The following is a 15,252-nucleotide window of genomic DNA, read 5'->3' on the forward strand; positions in this document are numbered from 1 at the left end:
TGCGGTGCTGTTCAATAGCCAGTCTGGAACATTCCCGGCAATGAAGCTGAACGTGGCATTGCCAGCCAGAGAATCCGGCAGCGATGGCACGATATTTTTGTTGCTCAAATTCAAGCCAGGCATCGAAATTTTCATCCATGAAATTCAGATGCCCGAGTCTATCCAAGACGCAGAAACGCCATCGCGCCCTTCTGTATCAAGACGTGCACACGCAATGAAGCGGCCACGTTTGGAAAAAAACGGCCAAATGACGTTTTTTGCGTGCTATCTGCCGCTTTGCCACCTTGCCCTGCGCGCCAGCGTCTACGATGCTTGGATAACAACGACAACACCTGAGTAACCGCCATGAAGACCGTCGCCCAACTGCTCAAGCTCAAAGATCAGAAAAACCAGGAAGTGCACCAGATCAAGCCAGATCACATGGTGCTTGAAGCGCTGATGAAGATGGCCGAGAAAAACGTCGGTGCCCTGCTGGTGGTGGAAGACGACAACGTGGTCGGCATCATCAGCGAGCGCGATTACGCGCGCAAACTGGTGCTGCATGGCCGCTCATCGGTGGGCACGCCGGTTCGCGACATCATGGTGGCGAACGTCATTACCGTTGATACCCACCAGACCGTCGACACCTGCCTGAGCATCATGTCGGACAAGCGCCTGCGCCACTTGCCCGTGGTGGAGAACGGCAAGTTGATTGGCTTGTTGTCGATTGGTGACCTGGTCAAGGAAGCGATTGCCGAACAAGCCGAGCTGATCAAGCAACTGGAGCAGTACATTCGCGGGGAGTGATCTCCCGAAACACCACGATCCCCTGTAGGAGTGAGCCTGCTCACTCCTACTACTGGATTTACCGTGTGTTCACACGGGCCAATGCCGTGCAAACACCGGCGCCAGCACCGGATGTCGATCAATGCGCTGCAACCACGCATAAAACCCCGGCCGGGTCTGACGCAGATGCTCGCGGCTGCCCGCCCAGCGCGTCACCACCGCGGCCAGCACGTCCAGGGCACCCGGTGTTTCGTCGTCCAGGTACAGCTCGGCGGAAAACTGGTCGGCAAACACTTCCCAGCTCCAGTGCAATCGCTGGCGAGCGCCGGCGATCAGGTTCTGTTGCGACGCTTCGTCGGGCATCACCAGCCAGCGCTCGGGGTAGTCGACGACGCCGATGGCCGCGTAGCAGTTGCTGACGATGTAGACCAGACCGCGAATGGCCTGATCGCGTTCGTCCGCCTTGGCCGGCAGCAAACCCGATTTGGGAAATGTCAGGCCCAGATGAATCAGAATCGCCGCGCTCTCGGTGAGCACGCTGCCATCGGGCAATTGCAGGGTCGGGATCTGCTTCAGGGGATTGAGCTTCGCCAGATCCTCGGCGGCTTCGGTACTGGCTTCGATATCAATGAAGCGAAAAGCGATCTGACACAACTCCAGCGCCGCTTCGATGGCGGCTGCGCCTGAGTTGCGATGTCCGTAAAGCTGATACATATCCCCTCCTCAATCCCCGACAGGCCTCTGATGTAGCACTATTTATAGCTGTTGTATCCGATTTGGCCCGATTTTCCCATGCACTCGTACCTGCAAATCAAACCTCGCAAGAAAGCGCTGGCGGTGATTAAAAAATATTTTTCAGTCACTGCATCCAAACCCCTCCGTCACGGGTAGTCCCTGTAACAGCCCTCCTCGGCTGTCAGCGGTTTACCCTTTTTGGAGAAAGACACTGATGAACACCACACAGCTGATCTGCTTCACCGGTTTGCTCGCCGTCACCTCGACGACCTTCGCCCAAAGCAACTATCCGGACGCCATCAAAGTTCCGGAAGGCCACAAGATCACGTTGGAAACCACCGGGGTGGGCGAGATCACTTACGAATGCCGCGACAAGCCCAACGCTGCCGGACAGACCGAGTGGACCTTCGTCGGCCCGAAAGCGGTGCTCAATGATCGCAGCGGCAAGCAGGTCGGCACCTATTTCGGTCCGCCAGCCACCTGGCAGGCCAAGGACGGTTCGAAAGTCACCGGTACGCAATTGGCCGTGGCGCCGTCGACTCCGGGCAACCTGCCCTATCAACTGGTCAAGGCCAACCCTGCCGAAGGCAAAGGCGCAATGACGGGCGTCAGCTACATCCAGCGCGTCGCGCTCAAGGGTGGCGTGGCGCCAGGCAGTGCCTGCACGACGGATAACAAGGGCAAGCAGGAAGTGGTGAAGTATCAGGCGGATTACATTTTCTGGGCAGCGAACTGACATTACAGGCCTGACACAAAACCTGTGGAAGCGGGCGTGCCCGCGATAGCGGTGGATCAGTGAAGTAGAAATTGGCTGACACGACGCCATCGCGGGCAAGCCCGCTCCCACAAGGTTCTGTGTGCAGAAGTTAAATGTCAGCTAGATTGCACCACATGACCTTGCCTGAAACCGAATTCGATTATGAAGCCCGTATCGCTGCCTGTGCCCGCGGCGAGCGTTCTGCCCTGCGCGATTTGTACGTGCAGGAAGGCCCGCGCCTGCTCGGTGTGGCCAAACGGCTGGTGCGCGACGCGGCGCTGGCGGAGGACATTGTCCATGACGCATTTATCAAGATCTGGAACGGTGCTGCGGGGTTTGACGCTTCACGGGGTTCAGCGCGTGGCTGGATGTACAGCGTGACACGGCATCTGGCGTTGAATCAACTGCGTGATCACCGTCGGGAAACGCCATTCGACGAAGACCACGAAGTGCTCTACGAGACCTTCAACGCGCAGGATCATTCGGCGCGCATCCATCGCTGCCTGGAACAACTCGACCCACAGCGCCGGCGCTGCATCCTCCACGCCTACGTCGACGGCTATACCCACGCGCAAATTTCCACGCGCCTCGGCACGCCGCTCGGCACGGTCAAGGCCTGGATCAAACGCAGCCTCAACGCCTTGCGGGAGTGCATGGGATGACCACTGAATCGGCGCAGGAACGCGATGAACTGGCGGGAGAATACGTGCTCGGCACGCTCTCTGCCGAACAGCGAATCGAGGTGCAGAAACGTCTGCCACATGAGCCTGATCTGCGTGCCGCGGTGGATGCCTGGGAACGGCGCTTGCTGGAACTGACGGATTTCGCCTCGCCGCAACAACCGTCAGCGCTGCTGTGGCCGCGGATCAATCGCAGCATTGATCGACTCACGCAGCCAACACCTTCAACCTCATGGTGGAACCTGCTGCCGCTGTGGCGCGGTTTGAGCGCTGCCGGCCTCGCCGCCACATTGGTGTTGGGCGCGATGCTGCTGACCCAGACCACACCGAAACCGAGTTATCTGGTTGTGCTGGTCGCGCCGCAGGACAAGGCTCCGGGCTGGGTGATCCAGGCGAGCAATTCGCGGGAAATCCAGCTGATTCCCTTGGGAGTGATGGAAGTGCCCGCGGACAAGGCGCTGGAGTTCTGGACCAAGGCTGACGGCTGGCAAGGCCCGGTATCGCTGGGGTTGGTCAAACCGGGGCAGGCGCTCTCGGTGCCTCTGGACAAGTTGCCGCCGCTGGAAGCGAATCAGCTGTTCGAGTTGACGCTTGAAGGGGCGAACGGTTCGCCAATCGGCAAGCCGACCGGGCCGATTCAGGCGATTGGCCGGGCAGTCAAAGTCCTCTGAATCAATCATCATTGCCGTCGATGTTCACCATCACGGCAATGAAGTTCTCTTAAAAAATCTCCGGCGTAACATCTGCTCCATACCAACCCAATAACACCCCGGAGCACACCATCATGAAACGCCAAACTCTTCTCAGCATCGCTTTCTCGGTTTTCGCAGTTAACGCTTTTGCCGCTACCCCGGCTCACACGATGATCGCTGCTGATGGCGCAGATCGTGTGCACCAAAGCACCATCGCCGCTGACGGTGCCGATCGCGTCAAAGGCAACACCATCGCTGCTGACGGTGCTGATCGTGTCAAAGGCAACACCATCGCTGCTGACGGTGCTGATCGTGTCAAAGGCAACACCATCGCCGCTGACGGTGCTGATCGTGTCAAAGGCAACACCATTGCCGCTGACGGCGCCGATCGCGTCAAAGGCAACACCATTGCTGCTGACGGTGCTGATCGTGTCAAAGGCAACACCATTGCCGCTGACGGTGCTGATCGTGTCAAAGGCAACACCATCGCTGCTGACGGTGCTGATCGTGTCAAAGGCAACACCATTGCCGCTGATGGTTCGGATCGCCTGAATGGCAACCGTGTCGCTGAAGGTGGTGCAGATCGTCTGAACGAACTTCGTAACGCTTGAATGAATGGCGTTAATCGCGACAACCCAGAGAAACCCGGCTCCCGTAGCCGGGTTTTTTATGTCTGGTTTTTATATGTCTGGGAAAGTTACCCGGCCTTGGCCATGCAGCGTTTGTAGCGCTCGTCCACACGTTTGGCGAACCACGCGGTGGTCAGTTTGCGGGTGATTTTCGGGCTCTGCAGGACGATCCCCGGCAGCACCGCCCGTGGCAGTGATTTGCCTTCGGCCTTTTCGGCCAGTGCAAAAACCTCTCGGTACAGCTTGGTCTCTTCGAATTCCAGGGTTTGGCCCTTCTCCAGTTGATCGCGAATGGTCGGATTGCGCATGCCCAATGACTTGCCAAGGGTACGCACCGCCAGTTCCGTGCCGCCGGGCATGATCGAGTCGTAGCGGATCAGGTCGCCATCCAGTGCCAGCGGGATACCCGATGCGCGGCTGACCGCATTCTGAAACGCCGCATTGCGGCTGGCGTACCAACCGGCATTGAAGTCGGCGAAGCGATAGAGCGGCTCGCGGTAGCTCACGGGGTAGCCGAGCAAATGCGCGATGCCGAAATACATACCGCCGCGACGGCTGAACACTTCGCGGCGGATCGTGCCGTCGACGGGGTACGGATAGTCCTTGGCGTGCTGCTCGGCAAATTCGATGCTGACCTGCATCGGCCCGCCGGTGTGCACCGGGTTGAAGCCGCCGAACAGCGTGCGGCCCATCGGCACCATGCCGATGAACTCGTCAAAAATGGCACTCAATTCCTTTTCACTGCGCGCCGCCTGCAAGCGTTCGCTGTAGGTTTTGCCATTGGAGGAGCGGACCTGCAAAGCGCCGCTGACCAGCAAGCTAGGGATGTGGACTTTGCCGGCACGACGGTCGATTTCATCGCGGGCGATCTTGCCCAGGCCCGGCACTGTGGGATCGGCTTGAAAGGTTGATTCCTGCTCGGTAACGGCCAGCACCGAACACAGGTTCTGCGTGGTCGGGCTGATGTCCTGTGCAGCGAATGCCACGTAAATATCAGTCGCCCAGCCCTGGCGGTCAGCGATTTTCGCCGGCATCAGGCGCACGATCTCAGCCTTCACTTCGGCCGCAGGACGCGGGGCGGGCTCGCCATTGCGCTGGCTGGCGCAACCGGCCAGCACCAGCATTGCCGCGAGGGTGATCAGTAATCGAGGGGTGTGCATGTTGCTTCATCCAGTCCGTTGAGGCGGGTTCACCATACGTTCAATAGCCCAATCTGAACACTTCCCCCCGTGGGAGTTGCCGAAGGAAGTCAGAAAGGCGTGATGACAAACTGATTGCAAAACGTTACTGAGAAAACCTATCATTCGCGCCTGGAGTCGCATTTGCGCAAGGAGTTCCCGCGCCGCCCCACTTTCTCAACGGCCGTGCGCCTCCAGGTATGAAACATGTCCGCTCCTGCCCGACTCCGCGTTCCTTTTCGTCCGACGCTTCTTGCCCTGCTCTGCTCCCTGACCGTTACCGCCCACGCTGCTGAAGAAGACAACAAAGCGCTGGTGCTCGATAACGTCAATATCAACGCTCAAGCGCCCACACCAAACGCCCTGCCCCCGGTATATTCCGGTGGTCAGGTCGCACGCGGAGGCCAGCTCGGCGTGTTGGGCAATCAGGACATGATGGACGTGCCGTTCAGCGCCGCGTCCTACACCGAACAACTGATTCAGGATCAGCAAGCCGAAAACGTCGCCGACGTGCTGCTCAACGATTCGTCAGTGCGTCAGGCTTCGGGGTTTTCCAACCAGTCGCAGGTGTTCATGATCCGTGGCCTGCCGCTCAACGGCGACGACATTTCCTATAACGGCCTGTATGGCGTGTTGCCGCGGCAGATCATTTCCACCGACGCCCTGGAGCGCGTGGAAGTGTTCAAAGGCCCCAACGCCTTTATCAACGGCGTGACCCCGACCGGCTCCGGCATCGGCGGCGGCGTCAACCTGCAGCCAAAACGCGCCGGCGACGTGCCGCTGCGCCGCTACACCACCGACATCAACAGCGAAGGCCGCATCGGTCATCACTTCGACATCGGCCAGCGTTTCGGTGAAGACAACCGCTTTGGCGCACGGATCAACCTGTCCCAGCGCGAGGGCGATACCGGCATTGATCACGAGAACCAGCGTTCGAAACTGTTTGCCATCGGCCTCGACTATCGCGGCGATGCGCTACGAATTTCCGGCGACTTCGCCTATCAGAAAGAGCGCGTCAACGGTGGCCGCAACTCGGTCAACCTCGGCACCGCCACGCACATTCCGGATGCGCCATCAGCCGACACCAACTATGCGCCGAAATGGGGCTACACCGACATCGAAGACACCTTCGGCATGCTCCGCGCCGAGTACGACCTGAACGACAACTGGACCGCCTACGCCGCTGGCGGCGCCAAGCACACCCGTGAAGTCGGGCGCTATAACTCGACCACGCTGGTCGGCAACAACGGTGCATCATTCACCACTGGCTCGTTCATTCCCCACGATGAAGACAACACCAGTGTGATGGCCGGTCTTAACGGTAAATTCAACACCGGCCCGGTCAGCCACAAGCTCAATTTCGGCCTGACCGGCATCTGGGCCGAACAGCGCAGCGCCTATGATTTTGACCTGACCCAATACGCCAACAACATCTATCACCCGGTACAGACCCCATCGCCGGTCGGCAACTTTTCCGGTGGCGATCTGAATGACCCGGGCATCGTCGGCAAAACCTTCAACCGCAGCCTCGCGATCTCCGACACCCTCGGTTTCTTCGATGATCGACTGCTGATCACCGCCGGCCTGCGTCGTCAGCAATTGGTCGTGCAAGGTTACGGTTACGCCAGCTACGGTAGCGGCCCGCGCTCTTCGAGCTACGACGAGTCGATCACCACGCCGGTGTACGGCATCGTATTCAAGCCGTGGGAGTACGTTTCGTTCTACGCCAACCACATCGAAGGCCTCGCTCAAGGCCCGACTTCGCCGACCAGCTCCGGTGGCTTTCGCGTGACCAACGGCAACGAAGTCTATGCACCCGCCCGCTCCAAGCAGACCGAGGCCGGGGTGAAAGTCGACATGGGCACTTACGGCGCGAGCCTGGGTGTGTACCGCATCGAGCAGCCGAGCGACGGCTACTGTGAAATCGACAGCGCCACCACGTGCACCTACGTGCGTGAAGGCGAGCAGGTCAACAAAGGCGTAGAAATGAACGTGTTTGGCGAGCCGATCCAAGGCCTGCGCCTGATCAGCGGCCTGACCCTGATGGACACCGAACTGAAAAACACCCTCAACGGCGCCAATGACGGCAACCGTGCCATTGGCGTGCCGACCTTCCAGTTCAACGCCGGCGCTGATTGGGACGTTCCCGGCCTGCAAGGCGTAGCGCTGAACGCGCGGATGCTGCGCACCGGCGGGCAATACGCCGACGCGGCCAACAACCTCAGCCTGCCGACCTGGAACCGCTTTGACGCGGGTGCGCGTTATGCCTTCAAGGTGTCGGAGAAAGACGTGACGGTGCGTCTGGGTGTAGAGAACCTGGCCAACAAGAAGTACTGGGAATCGGCGCAGGGTGGTTATCTGACGCAAGGTGAGCCGCGCGTGGCGAAGTTGTCGGGCACTATCGACTTCTAAGTAACGCCACGGCACGAGAAAGGCCTCGCAGCTTCACGGTTGCGGGGCCTTTTTGGGGTTTGTGGCGCTTGATAAGGCCACTTCGCGAGCAGGCTCGCTCCCACGGGGGACTGCATTCCAAAGTGGGAGCGAGCCTGTTCGCAAAGACGGCCGGGCCTGGCCACCCTCTCCTTCTGATCCATACTTGCTCCACAGCAAAAGGAGCACACCCCCATGAACCGCAGCGACGTCCTGATCATCGGCGCCGGCCCCACCGGGCTGGTGCTGGCCCTGTGGCTGAGCAAATTCGGCGTGCAGGTGCGCATCATCGACAAGACTGCCGCACCCGGCACCACTTCCCGGGCGCTGGCGGTGCAGGCGCGAACACTGGAGCTGTATCGACAACTGGACCTGGCCGAGACCATCGTGCGCAACGGTCATCAGGTGGCGGCGGCAAACTTCTGGGTCAATGGCAAACCGGTCGCGCAGTTGCCGCTAAACCGTATCGGCGAAGGCCTGACGCCCTACTCGTTCGTCGAAATATTCCCGCAGGACCAACATGAACAGCTGTTGATCGAGCGTCTCGAAGACTATGGCGTGCGCGTCGAGCGCGAAACCACGCTGGAAAATTTCGAGGAAACCAGCGACGGCGTCACCGCCCATTTGCGCCTGCCCGATGGCGAGCAGGAAATCTGCCAGGCCTGCTATCTGGCAGGTGCAGACGGGGCGCGGTCGGTGGTGCGCAAAAACCTCGACGCCGGTTTTCCCGGTGGCACTTATCAGCAGATTTTCTATGTGGCGGATGTCCAGGCCAGCGGCCCGGCGCTCAACGGCGAGTTGCATCTGGATCTGGACGAAGCCGACTTTCTCGCGGTGTTTCCACTGGCCGGCAAAGGCCGCGCGCGATTGATCGGCACCGTGCGTGACGAGCGTGCGGAGCGTGCCGAAACGCTGGAGTTTTCTGATGTCAGCAGCCGCGCCATCGAACACCTGAAAGTGCACATCGAGGACGTCCACTGGTTTTCCACCTACCGCGTGCACCACCGCGTGGCCGAGCATTTTCGCGGCGGGCGGGCGTTTCTGCTCGGCGACGCGGCCCATGTGCACAGCCCGGCGGGCGGTCAGGGCATGAACACCGGAATCGGCGATGCGATCAATCTGGCGTGGAAACTCGCTGCAGTCCTCAGTGGCGGTGCCGAGGCGAAACTGCTCGACAGTTACGAAATTGAACGCATCGCCTTCGCCCGGCGACTGGTCTCCACCACCGACAAAGTGTTCAGTTTCGTCACGGCCGAGGGGCGCATGGCCGATCTGTTGCGCACGCGGTTGGCACCGTTTCTGATTCCCAGGATGGCGTCGTTCGAGGCGAGTCGCGAATTCCTTTTTCGCACGGTCTCACAAGTCACCCTCAACTATCGTGGCATGCCGCTGAGTCAAGGCACGGCTGGCCACGTCCACGGTGGCGATCGCTTGCCGTGGGCACATGACGGTGAGGGAGATAATTACGAACCACTGCGCCAGCCGTGCTGGCAGGTGCATGTGTATGGCGACACCAGCGACGAAATGCTCGCCTGGTGCCTTGAACATCATTTGCCGCTGCACGTGTTCGACTGGCGACAGGCGTTTGAAACGGCAGGATTGGCGCGCAACGGCTTTTACCTGCTGCGCCCGGACACCTGCGTGGCGATTGCCGATAGCAGCGCCGATCCGAAAGTGATCGAACGCTACTTCCGCGACCAAGGAATCCGGCCATTTTTTGCTTGTTCCTGAGACGCACGAACACCACAGAAACCTGTGGGAGCTGGCTTGCCAGCGATTAGGTCAGCACAGCCAAAACCAGTCTCGACTGAACCACCACTATCGCTGGCAAGCCAGCTCCCACCTTTTGTTGCCGTGTGGCTTAGATCCCGGCCAGCGCCAGATCCATCGCGAAATACGTGAAGATCAGATCCGCCCCCGCACGCTTGATCGCGCCCAGGCTCTCGCGCACCACGCGATCCTCATCAATCGCTCCGGCCTGCGCGCCAAACTTGATCATCGCGTACTCGCCGCTGACCTGATACGCCGCCAGCGGCAGGTTCGAGGCCTCGCGGATGTCGCGGATGATGTCCAGGTACGCACCGGCTGGTTTGACCATCAGCGCATCGGCGCCTTCCTGCTCGTCGAGCAACGATTCGCGCAGAGCCTCGCGGCGGTTCATCGGGTTCATCTGATAGCTTTTGCGGTCGCCTTTCAACGCGCTGCCGCCGGCCTCGCGGAACGGGCCGTACAGCGCCGAGGCGAATTTGGTCGAATAGGCCATGATCGGAATCTGGGTGAACCCGGCCGCGTCCAGTGCCTGGCGAATCGCCCGCACCTGACCGTCCATCGCCGCCGACGGCGCAATCACATCAGCACCGGCATGGGCAGCGGCAACGGCCTGCTTGCCGAGGTTGATCAGCGTCTGATCGTTGTCGACTTCATGGTTGTGCATCACGCCGCAGTGGCCGTGATCGGTGTATTCGCAGAAACAGGTGTCGGACATCACGATCATTTCCGGCACGGCGTCCTTGGCGATGCGCGACATGCGCGACACCAGGCCCTCTTCGCGCCAGGTGTCGCTGCCGTTGCTGTCCAGATGATGGGACACGCCAAAGGTCATTACCGACTTGATGCCGGCGCGTGCATAGCGCTCGATTTCGCTGGCCAGTTTGCGCTCGGGAATACGCATCACACCGGGCATGCTCTTGATCGGCACGAAGTCATCGATCTCTTCCTCGACGAAAATCGGCAGCACCAGATCATTCAGGCTGAACTCGGTTTCCTGGAACAGACTGCGCAGGCTCGCATTGCGGCGCAGACGGCGGGGACGTGCTTCGGGGAACTGACTGGACATGGGGCTTTCCTGAAAACGGAAGATGAGACGAAAGTCGTAGGGGGCGAAGCTTATGCCTTGCAGGCGTTGGCGTACAAACCTGGATCAATCAAGACAGCATTACTGAGTGCGTAATAATCTTTCAGGCACACCCTGAAACCCTGTGGGAGCTGGCTTGCCAGCGATGACGGCGGCAGGGTCGACATGAATGTTGCCATTTCCACCGCTATCGCTGGCAAGCCAGCTCCCACAGGGTTGTGTGTCAATCAGGAAGGGATCGTTAAACCACGGATTACCGCAGGCCGTGCCAGAAAACGCTCCAGCACCCGGGTGACATTCGGGAAGTTGCTGATGCCCACCAAGTCACCGGCCTCATAAAACCCGATCAAATTACGCACCCACGGAAACGTCGCGATATCGGCAATGGTGTAACGCTCGCCCATGATCCAGTCGCGACCTTCCAGCCGACCGTCGAGCACCTTGAGCAGACGTTTGCTCTCTTCGACGTAACGATCACGCGGGCGCTTGTCCTCGTAATCCTTGCCGGCGAATTTGTTGAAAAAACCGAGCTGGCCAAACATCGGGCCGATGCCGCCCATCTGGAACATCAGCCACTGCAGGGTTTCATAGCGCAAGGTGCCCTCCTGCGCGAGCAACTGGCCGCTCTTGTCGGCGAGGTAAATCAGGATCGCGCCAGACTCGAACAACGGCAGCGGCTGATCTTCGGGGCCGTGAGGATCAAGAATCGCCGGGATCTTGTTGTTCGGGTTCAGCGAGAGGAACTCCGGGGACAACTGATCATTGGTATCGAAACCCACGCGGTGCGGCTCGTAAGGCAGGCCGATCTCTTCAAGCATGATCGACACCTTGACGCCGTTGGGTGTCGGCAAGGAATAGAGCTGAATCCAGTCAGGGTACTGCGCCGGCCATTTCTGGGTGATCGGGAACGCGGACAGATCGGTCATGGGAAGCATCCAGTCACAAATTAAAGCCCGATCATAATGTAGGAGCTGCCGCAGGCTGCGATCTTTTGATCTTGAGCGTTTCACCAGGATCAAAAGATCGCAGCCTTCGGCAACGCCTACAGGAACCGTAACATTCAGTGATTATTCTCTGCCAATGCCGTGAGTGCTTGCCATTAGAGTGCCGCGCACGCTTGCGAATCGAACCAAAGGGCCTCAGAGGACTCTGAGCTATGCCCTTGTTGCAGAGGAAGCGCTTCATGACATGGAAAACACCCGGTGCTGGGAGCCTGCGGTGTAAAGGTTTGTCAGCCTTAACCGAACACGCTGAAGACCTTTTTATTTCATGTCGAATTTGATGAGTTTCGCCAAACGCTTCAAACATCGCGCCTACGTTGCCCTGCCCTCCCTGTTGGCGGTCAGCGCGTTGTTTCTGTCGCTTGAATCCAGCGAAAGCCGTGCACAACCGGTGGACGGCACCCAGACCCTGGTGTTCCTGCGCCACGCCGAAAAGCCTGAAGGTGGCCTCGGCCAGCTCAATTGCCAGGGCTTGAACCGAGCCATTGACCTGTCGACGTTGCTGCCGGAGAAATTCGGCGCTGCCGACTACGTGTTCGCCGCCAATCCGACGCGCAATGTCGAGGAAGGCGAGTTGGACAATTCCTATAGCTATATTCGCCCGCTGATGACCATCAGCCCCGCCGCCATCAAGCTCGGCCTGCCAGTGAACATCGAATTTTCGGCCAATGACACCAGCGATCTGGCGCGCGAACTGCTGGAGGACAAGTATCACAACTCCACCATCTACACCGCGTGGTCCCACGGCTATTTGCCGGAACTGATCAACAAGGTGGCCGGGAATGCCGTCGGCGAAAAACAGTCCATCACCGAGGACTGGGCGGGCAGCGACTTCGATTCGCTGTACGTGCTGACCCTGACGTGGCACAACGGCAAGGCCAGTTTGCAGAGCCACAGCTACAAGCAAGGGCTGGATAACGGCAAGGCCACCTGCCCGACTTAAGTCTTCGGGTGTCTATTCGGGCCTCATCGCTGGCAAGCCAGCTCCCACAGGTTTTGAATGCACAACGAAGGCTGTGGAAGGCTGGATGATGGCTGGGACACTTGCCTGACTTGAGTCTTCTACTGTCAGTGATGGCCTCATCGCTGGCGAACCAGCTCCCACAGGTTTTGAATGCACAACGAATGCTGTGAAAGGCTGGATGATGGCAGGGACACTTGCCTGACTTGAGTCTTCTACTGTCAGTGGTGGCCTCATCGCTGGCGAGCCGGACTCCCGCAGGTTTGGAGTGATGCGCATATTTGCGGTGCACCCACGACACTGTGGGAGCTGGCTTGCCAGCGATGAGGCCGGCAAACACGCCATCAGACATTCTGATTCACCCGCTCGCGCAGATACTCGATAACCGCCTCACGCTCCCCGGCAAACTCGATACGCCCGCCCTTCTTCTCGCGCTGAAACACATACATCGGATCGTAATACTCACGCAGCAACCCCTCGATCCAGCCGCGATGCAGATCCACCGCACCACTGCGGGCCTGCTCTGACAGCGCCGCTTCCATCAAATCGAATAGCCGCCGATGGCGCTCGCCACCCAGGCGTTTCTGCACGTTGTTCAGGCTCTCCAGCAGCCGCTCTGCGAACAGCGCAAAACCTTCCTCGCCATGCACCGATGCAAACTCGGCAGACAGATCGACCACGTAATCACGCAGAATCCGCTCCACGCGATCCTCGAAACTGTCTTCCAGCCAGACCATCGGGTACTGCTGCATGCCCTGATACATCGCCAGCGGCAAGGCGCAACTGCCGACCACCCGACTCTCGTCCTCCAGCACAAACTGCTCGATACCGGCATCACGCTTCTTGAGGATGTCGATGGCCAAGCGGTTCTCGAAATCGATGTTCGACGGCTGCGCGGTGGCGCGTTTACCGAAACTGGAGCCGCGGTGATTGGCGTGCCCTTCCAGATCCAGGCCATTACGCAATTGCACCAGCACTTCAGTCTTGCCGGTGCCAGTCATGCCGCCCAGCAAGACGAAATCACACTGCGCGATGGCTTGTTCAGTGGTGTCGATAAGGAAGCTGCGCATCGCCTTGTAACCGCCGCCTACGCGCGGATAGTCAATGCCGGCTTCGTCACGCAGCCATTGTTGGGTGATCTGCGAACGCAACCCGCCGCGGAAGCAATAGAGGTAACCGTCGGGATGGGCCCGGGCGAAATCTGCCCAGGTCTGAATACGCTCGGCCTTCACCGCACCGGACACCATTTGATGGCCCAACTCGATGGCGGCCTGCTGGCCGTGCTGCTTGTAGCAGGTGCCGATTTTCTGCCGCTCGATGTCATTCATCAGCGGCAGATTGATCACACCAGGGAACGCGCCTTTGTGAAACTCGACCGGCGCGCGAGCGTCCAACAGCGGACGATCGTTGAGGAAAATATCGCGGTAATCGGTGCAGTCGCGGAGCATCAAACCACCTCGACTGCGTTCGTCTGTCGCTCGACCAGTTCGCCAATTGGCGCCAGGTTCAAGCCCAGTTCGGCGGCGACGGCGAGGAACTCGTCATTGCCTTCAGGCGTAACCGCGATCAACAGACCGCCGCTGGTTTGCGGGTCGCAGAGCACACGTTTGTGCAGCTCCTGCACGCGGCCAACCTTGCTCGAATAACTGTCGAAGTTGCGCAACGTACCGCCGGGCACACAGCCCTGTTCGAGGTAATACTCGACGCTGTCCAGACGCGGCACTCGGTCGTAGGCGATGCGCGCCGTGAGCTGGCTGCCGTCTGCCATTTCCACCAGATGCCCGAGCAGGCCGAAACCGGTGACGTCGGTCATCGCCGTAACGCCAGCGAGTTTGCCGAAGCGGCTGCCGGGTTTGTTCAGCGTGCACATCCAGTCGCGAGCGACACCGACGTCGGCAGGACGCAACTTGCCTTTCTTTTCGGCCGTGGTGAGGATGCCGATGCCCAGCGGTTTGGTCAGGTACAGCAGGCAACCGGCGGTGGCGGTGTCGTTGCGCTTCATGTGGCGTTTTTCCACCAGACCGGTCACCGCGAGGCCGAAAATCGGCTCTGGCGCATCAATCGAATGGCCGCCCGCCAACGGAATGCCTGCAGCGTCGCACACCGCACGGCCGCCACGGATCACTTCCCGTGCCACTTCCGGCGCCAGCACATTCACCGGCCAGCCGAGGATCGCAATCGCCATCAACGGATCACCGCCCATCGCATAGATATCGCTGATCGCGTTGGTCGCGGCGATACGGCCGAAGTCGAACGGATCATCGACGATCGGCATGAAGAAGTCCGTGGTCGAAACGACACCGCGCTCGGCATCAATCTCATAGACCGCCGCGTCATCGCGCGAGGCGTTGCCGACCCACAGTTTCGGGTCAAGGTTCTGCGCGCCGCTGCCGGCCAGAATCACCTCCAGCACCTGCGGGGAAATCTTGCAGCCGCAACCGGCACCGTGACTGTATTGGGTGAGGCGAATCGGCTCGCTCATGGGAAAGAGTCTCTGGCAGGGAATGGGGCGGATTCTAGCAGAGCGCGGCTGACAATTTTTCTGCTGACTGTCAGGGCGCCTTCGCGAG

Annotated in this window: 15 protein-coding genes; 9 read left to right on the top strand and 6 right to left on the bottom strand. The window is 59.7% G+C overall.

Annotation, left to right across the window (positions count from 1 at the left end; all coding sequences use genetic code 11):
* Nucleotides 1-40 precede the first annotated feature (40 nt).
* Entirely contained in the window at nucleotides 41-340 is a 300-nt protein-coding gene (locus tag AB4P97_RS13355) for a hypothetical protein (RefSeq protein ID WP_200611922.1), read from the top strand.
* Nucleotides 341-345: 5 nt separating this feature from the next.
* Nucleotides 346-786, top strand: coding sequence for a CBS domain-containing protein (locus tag AB4P97_RS13360; protein ID WP_042560061.1), 441 nt, complete (start codon nucleotides 346-348; stop codon nucleotides 784-786).
* 69 nt (nucleotides 787-855) lie between these two features.
* Here the strand turns inward: AB4P97_RS13360 and AB4P97_RS13365 are convergent, their stop codons facing one another.
* Nucleotides 856-1,479, bottom strand: a complete 624-nt coding sequence (locus AB4P97_RS13365; protein WP_047300678.1) for a glutathione S-transferase — start codon at nucleotides 1,477-1,479, stop codon at nucleotides 856-858.
* A 235-nt stretch (nucleotides 1,480-1,714) separates the two neighbouring features.
* Here AB4P97_RS13365 and AB4P97_RS13370 point away from each other — a divergent pair, with 235 nt between their 5' ends.
* From AB4P97_RS13370 to AB4P97_RS13385, 4 genes are all read left to right on the top strand, one after another.
* Entirely contained in the window at nucleotides 1,715-2,236 is a 522-nt protein-coding gene (locus AB4P97_RS13370) for a DUF3455 domain-containing protein (RefSeq protein WP_395602809.1), read from the top strand.
* A 155-nt stretch (nucleotides 2,237-2,391) separates the two neighbouring features.
* Complete coding sequence (locus AB4P97_RS13375) at nucleotides 2,392-2,919, top strand: sigma-70 family RNA polymerase sigma factor (protein WP_395602810.1); 528 nt, start codon at nucleotides 2,392-2,394, stop codon at nucleotides 2,917-2,919.
* Entirely contained in the window at nucleotides 2,916-3,608 is a 693-nt protein-coding gene (locus AB4P97_RS13380) for an anti-sigma factor domain-containing protein (protein ID WP_042560065.1), read from the top strand. The genes AB4P97_RS13375 and AB4P97_RS13380 overlap by 4 nt, the downstream gene beginning before the upstream one ends.
* A 113-nt stretch (nucleotides 3,609-3,721) precedes the next feature.
* Complete coding sequence (locus tag AB4P97_RS13385; RefSeq protein ID WP_395602811.1) at nucleotides 3,722-4,240, top strand: hypothetical protein; 519 nt, start codon at nucleotides 3,722-3,724, stop codon at nucleotides 4,238-4,240.
* An 86-nt stretch (nucleotides 4,241-4,326) separates the two neighbouring features.
* Here AB4P97_RS13385 and AB4P97_RS13390 read toward each other — a convergent pair whose 3' ends face one another.
* The gene (locus tag AB4P97_RS13390) at nucleotides 4,327-5,418 is read right to left on the bottom strand and encodes a DUF1615 domain-containing protein (RefSeq protein WP_395602812.1); all 1,092 of its coding nucleotides are present in this window, start codon (nucleotides 5,416-5,418) and stop codon (nucleotides 4,327-4,329) included.
* Between the two features lie 225 nt (nucleotides 5,419-5,643).
* Here AB4P97_RS13390 and AB4P97_RS13395 point away from each other — a divergent pair, with 225 nt between their 5' ends.
* Both AB4P97_RS13395 and AB4P97_RS13400 read left to right on the top strand, forming a co-directional pair.
* Nucleotides 5,644-7,848 carry a TonB-dependent siderophore receptor gene (locus AB4P97_RS13395; protein ID WP_042560068.1) on the top strand — a complete coding sequence of 735 codons (2,205 nt, stop codon included), beginning with the start codon at nucleotides 5,644-5,646 and terminating at the stop codon, nucleotides 7,846-7,848.
* Nucleotides 7,849-8,061: 213 nt separating this feature from the next.
* Nucleotides 8,062-9,597, top strand: coding sequence for an FAD-dependent oxidoreductase (locus tag AB4P97_RS13400; protein WP_395602813.1), 1,536 nt, complete (start codon nucleotides 8,062-8,064; stop codon nucleotides 9,595-9,597).
* Between the two features lie 130 nt (nucleotides 9,598-9,727).
* Here AB4P97_RS13400 and hemB read toward each other — a convergent pair whose 3' ends face one another.
* Both hemB and AB4P97_RS13410 read right to left on the bottom strand, forming a co-directional pair.
* On the bottom strand, nucleotides 9,728-10,702 hold the full coding sequence (gene hemB, locus AB4P97_RS13405; RefSeq protein ID WP_395602814.1) for a porphobilinogen synthase: 975 nt from the start codon (nucleotides 10,700-10,702) through the stop codon (nucleotides 9,728-9,730).
* 245 nt (nucleotides 10,703-10,947) lie between these two features.
* A complete protein-coding gene (locus AB4P97_RS13410) occupies nucleotides 10,948-11,646 on the bottom strand; it encodes a glutathione S-transferase family protein (protein ID WP_042560071.1) in 699 nt (232 codons plus the stop codon).
* A 343-nt stretch (nucleotides 11,647-11,989) separates the two neighbouring features.
* On the opposite strand from AB4P97_RS13410, the gene AB4P97_RS13415 reads away from it, so the two are divergent.
* Nucleotides 11,990-12,664, top strand: a complete 675-nt coding sequence (locus tag AB4P97_RS13415) for a hypothetical protein (RefSeq protein WP_042560072.1) — start codon at nucleotides 11,990-11,992, stop codon at nucleotides 12,662-12,664.
* A gap of 362 nt (nucleotides 12,665-13,026) precedes the next feature.
* On the opposite strand, the gene mnmH is transcribed toward AB4P97_RS13415, so the two are convergent.
* Both mnmH and selD read right to left on the bottom strand, forming a co-directional pair.
* Nucleotides 13,027-14,130 (bottom strand): tRNA 2-selenouridine(34) synthase MnmH, encoded by a 1,104-nt coding sequence (gene mnmH / locus AB4P97_RS13420; protein WP_395602815.1) that lies wholly within the window; start codon nucleotides 14,128-14,130, stop codon nucleotides 13,027-13,029.
* Entirely contained in the window at nucleotides 14,130-15,164 is a 1,035-nt protein-coding gene (gene selD, locus AB4P97_RS13425) for a selenide, water dikinase SelD (protein ID WP_395602816.1), read from the bottom strand. Before selD ends, mnmH begins: the two co-directional genes overlap by 1 nt.
* Nucleotides 15,165-15,252 lie beyond the last annotated feature (88 nt).

Source organism: Pseudomonas sp. A1230 (assembly GCF_044218825.1).
Classification (GTDB): Bacteria; Pseudomonadota; Gammaproteobacteria; order Pseudomonadales; family Pseudomonadaceae; genus Aquipseudomonas; species Aquipseudomonas iridis.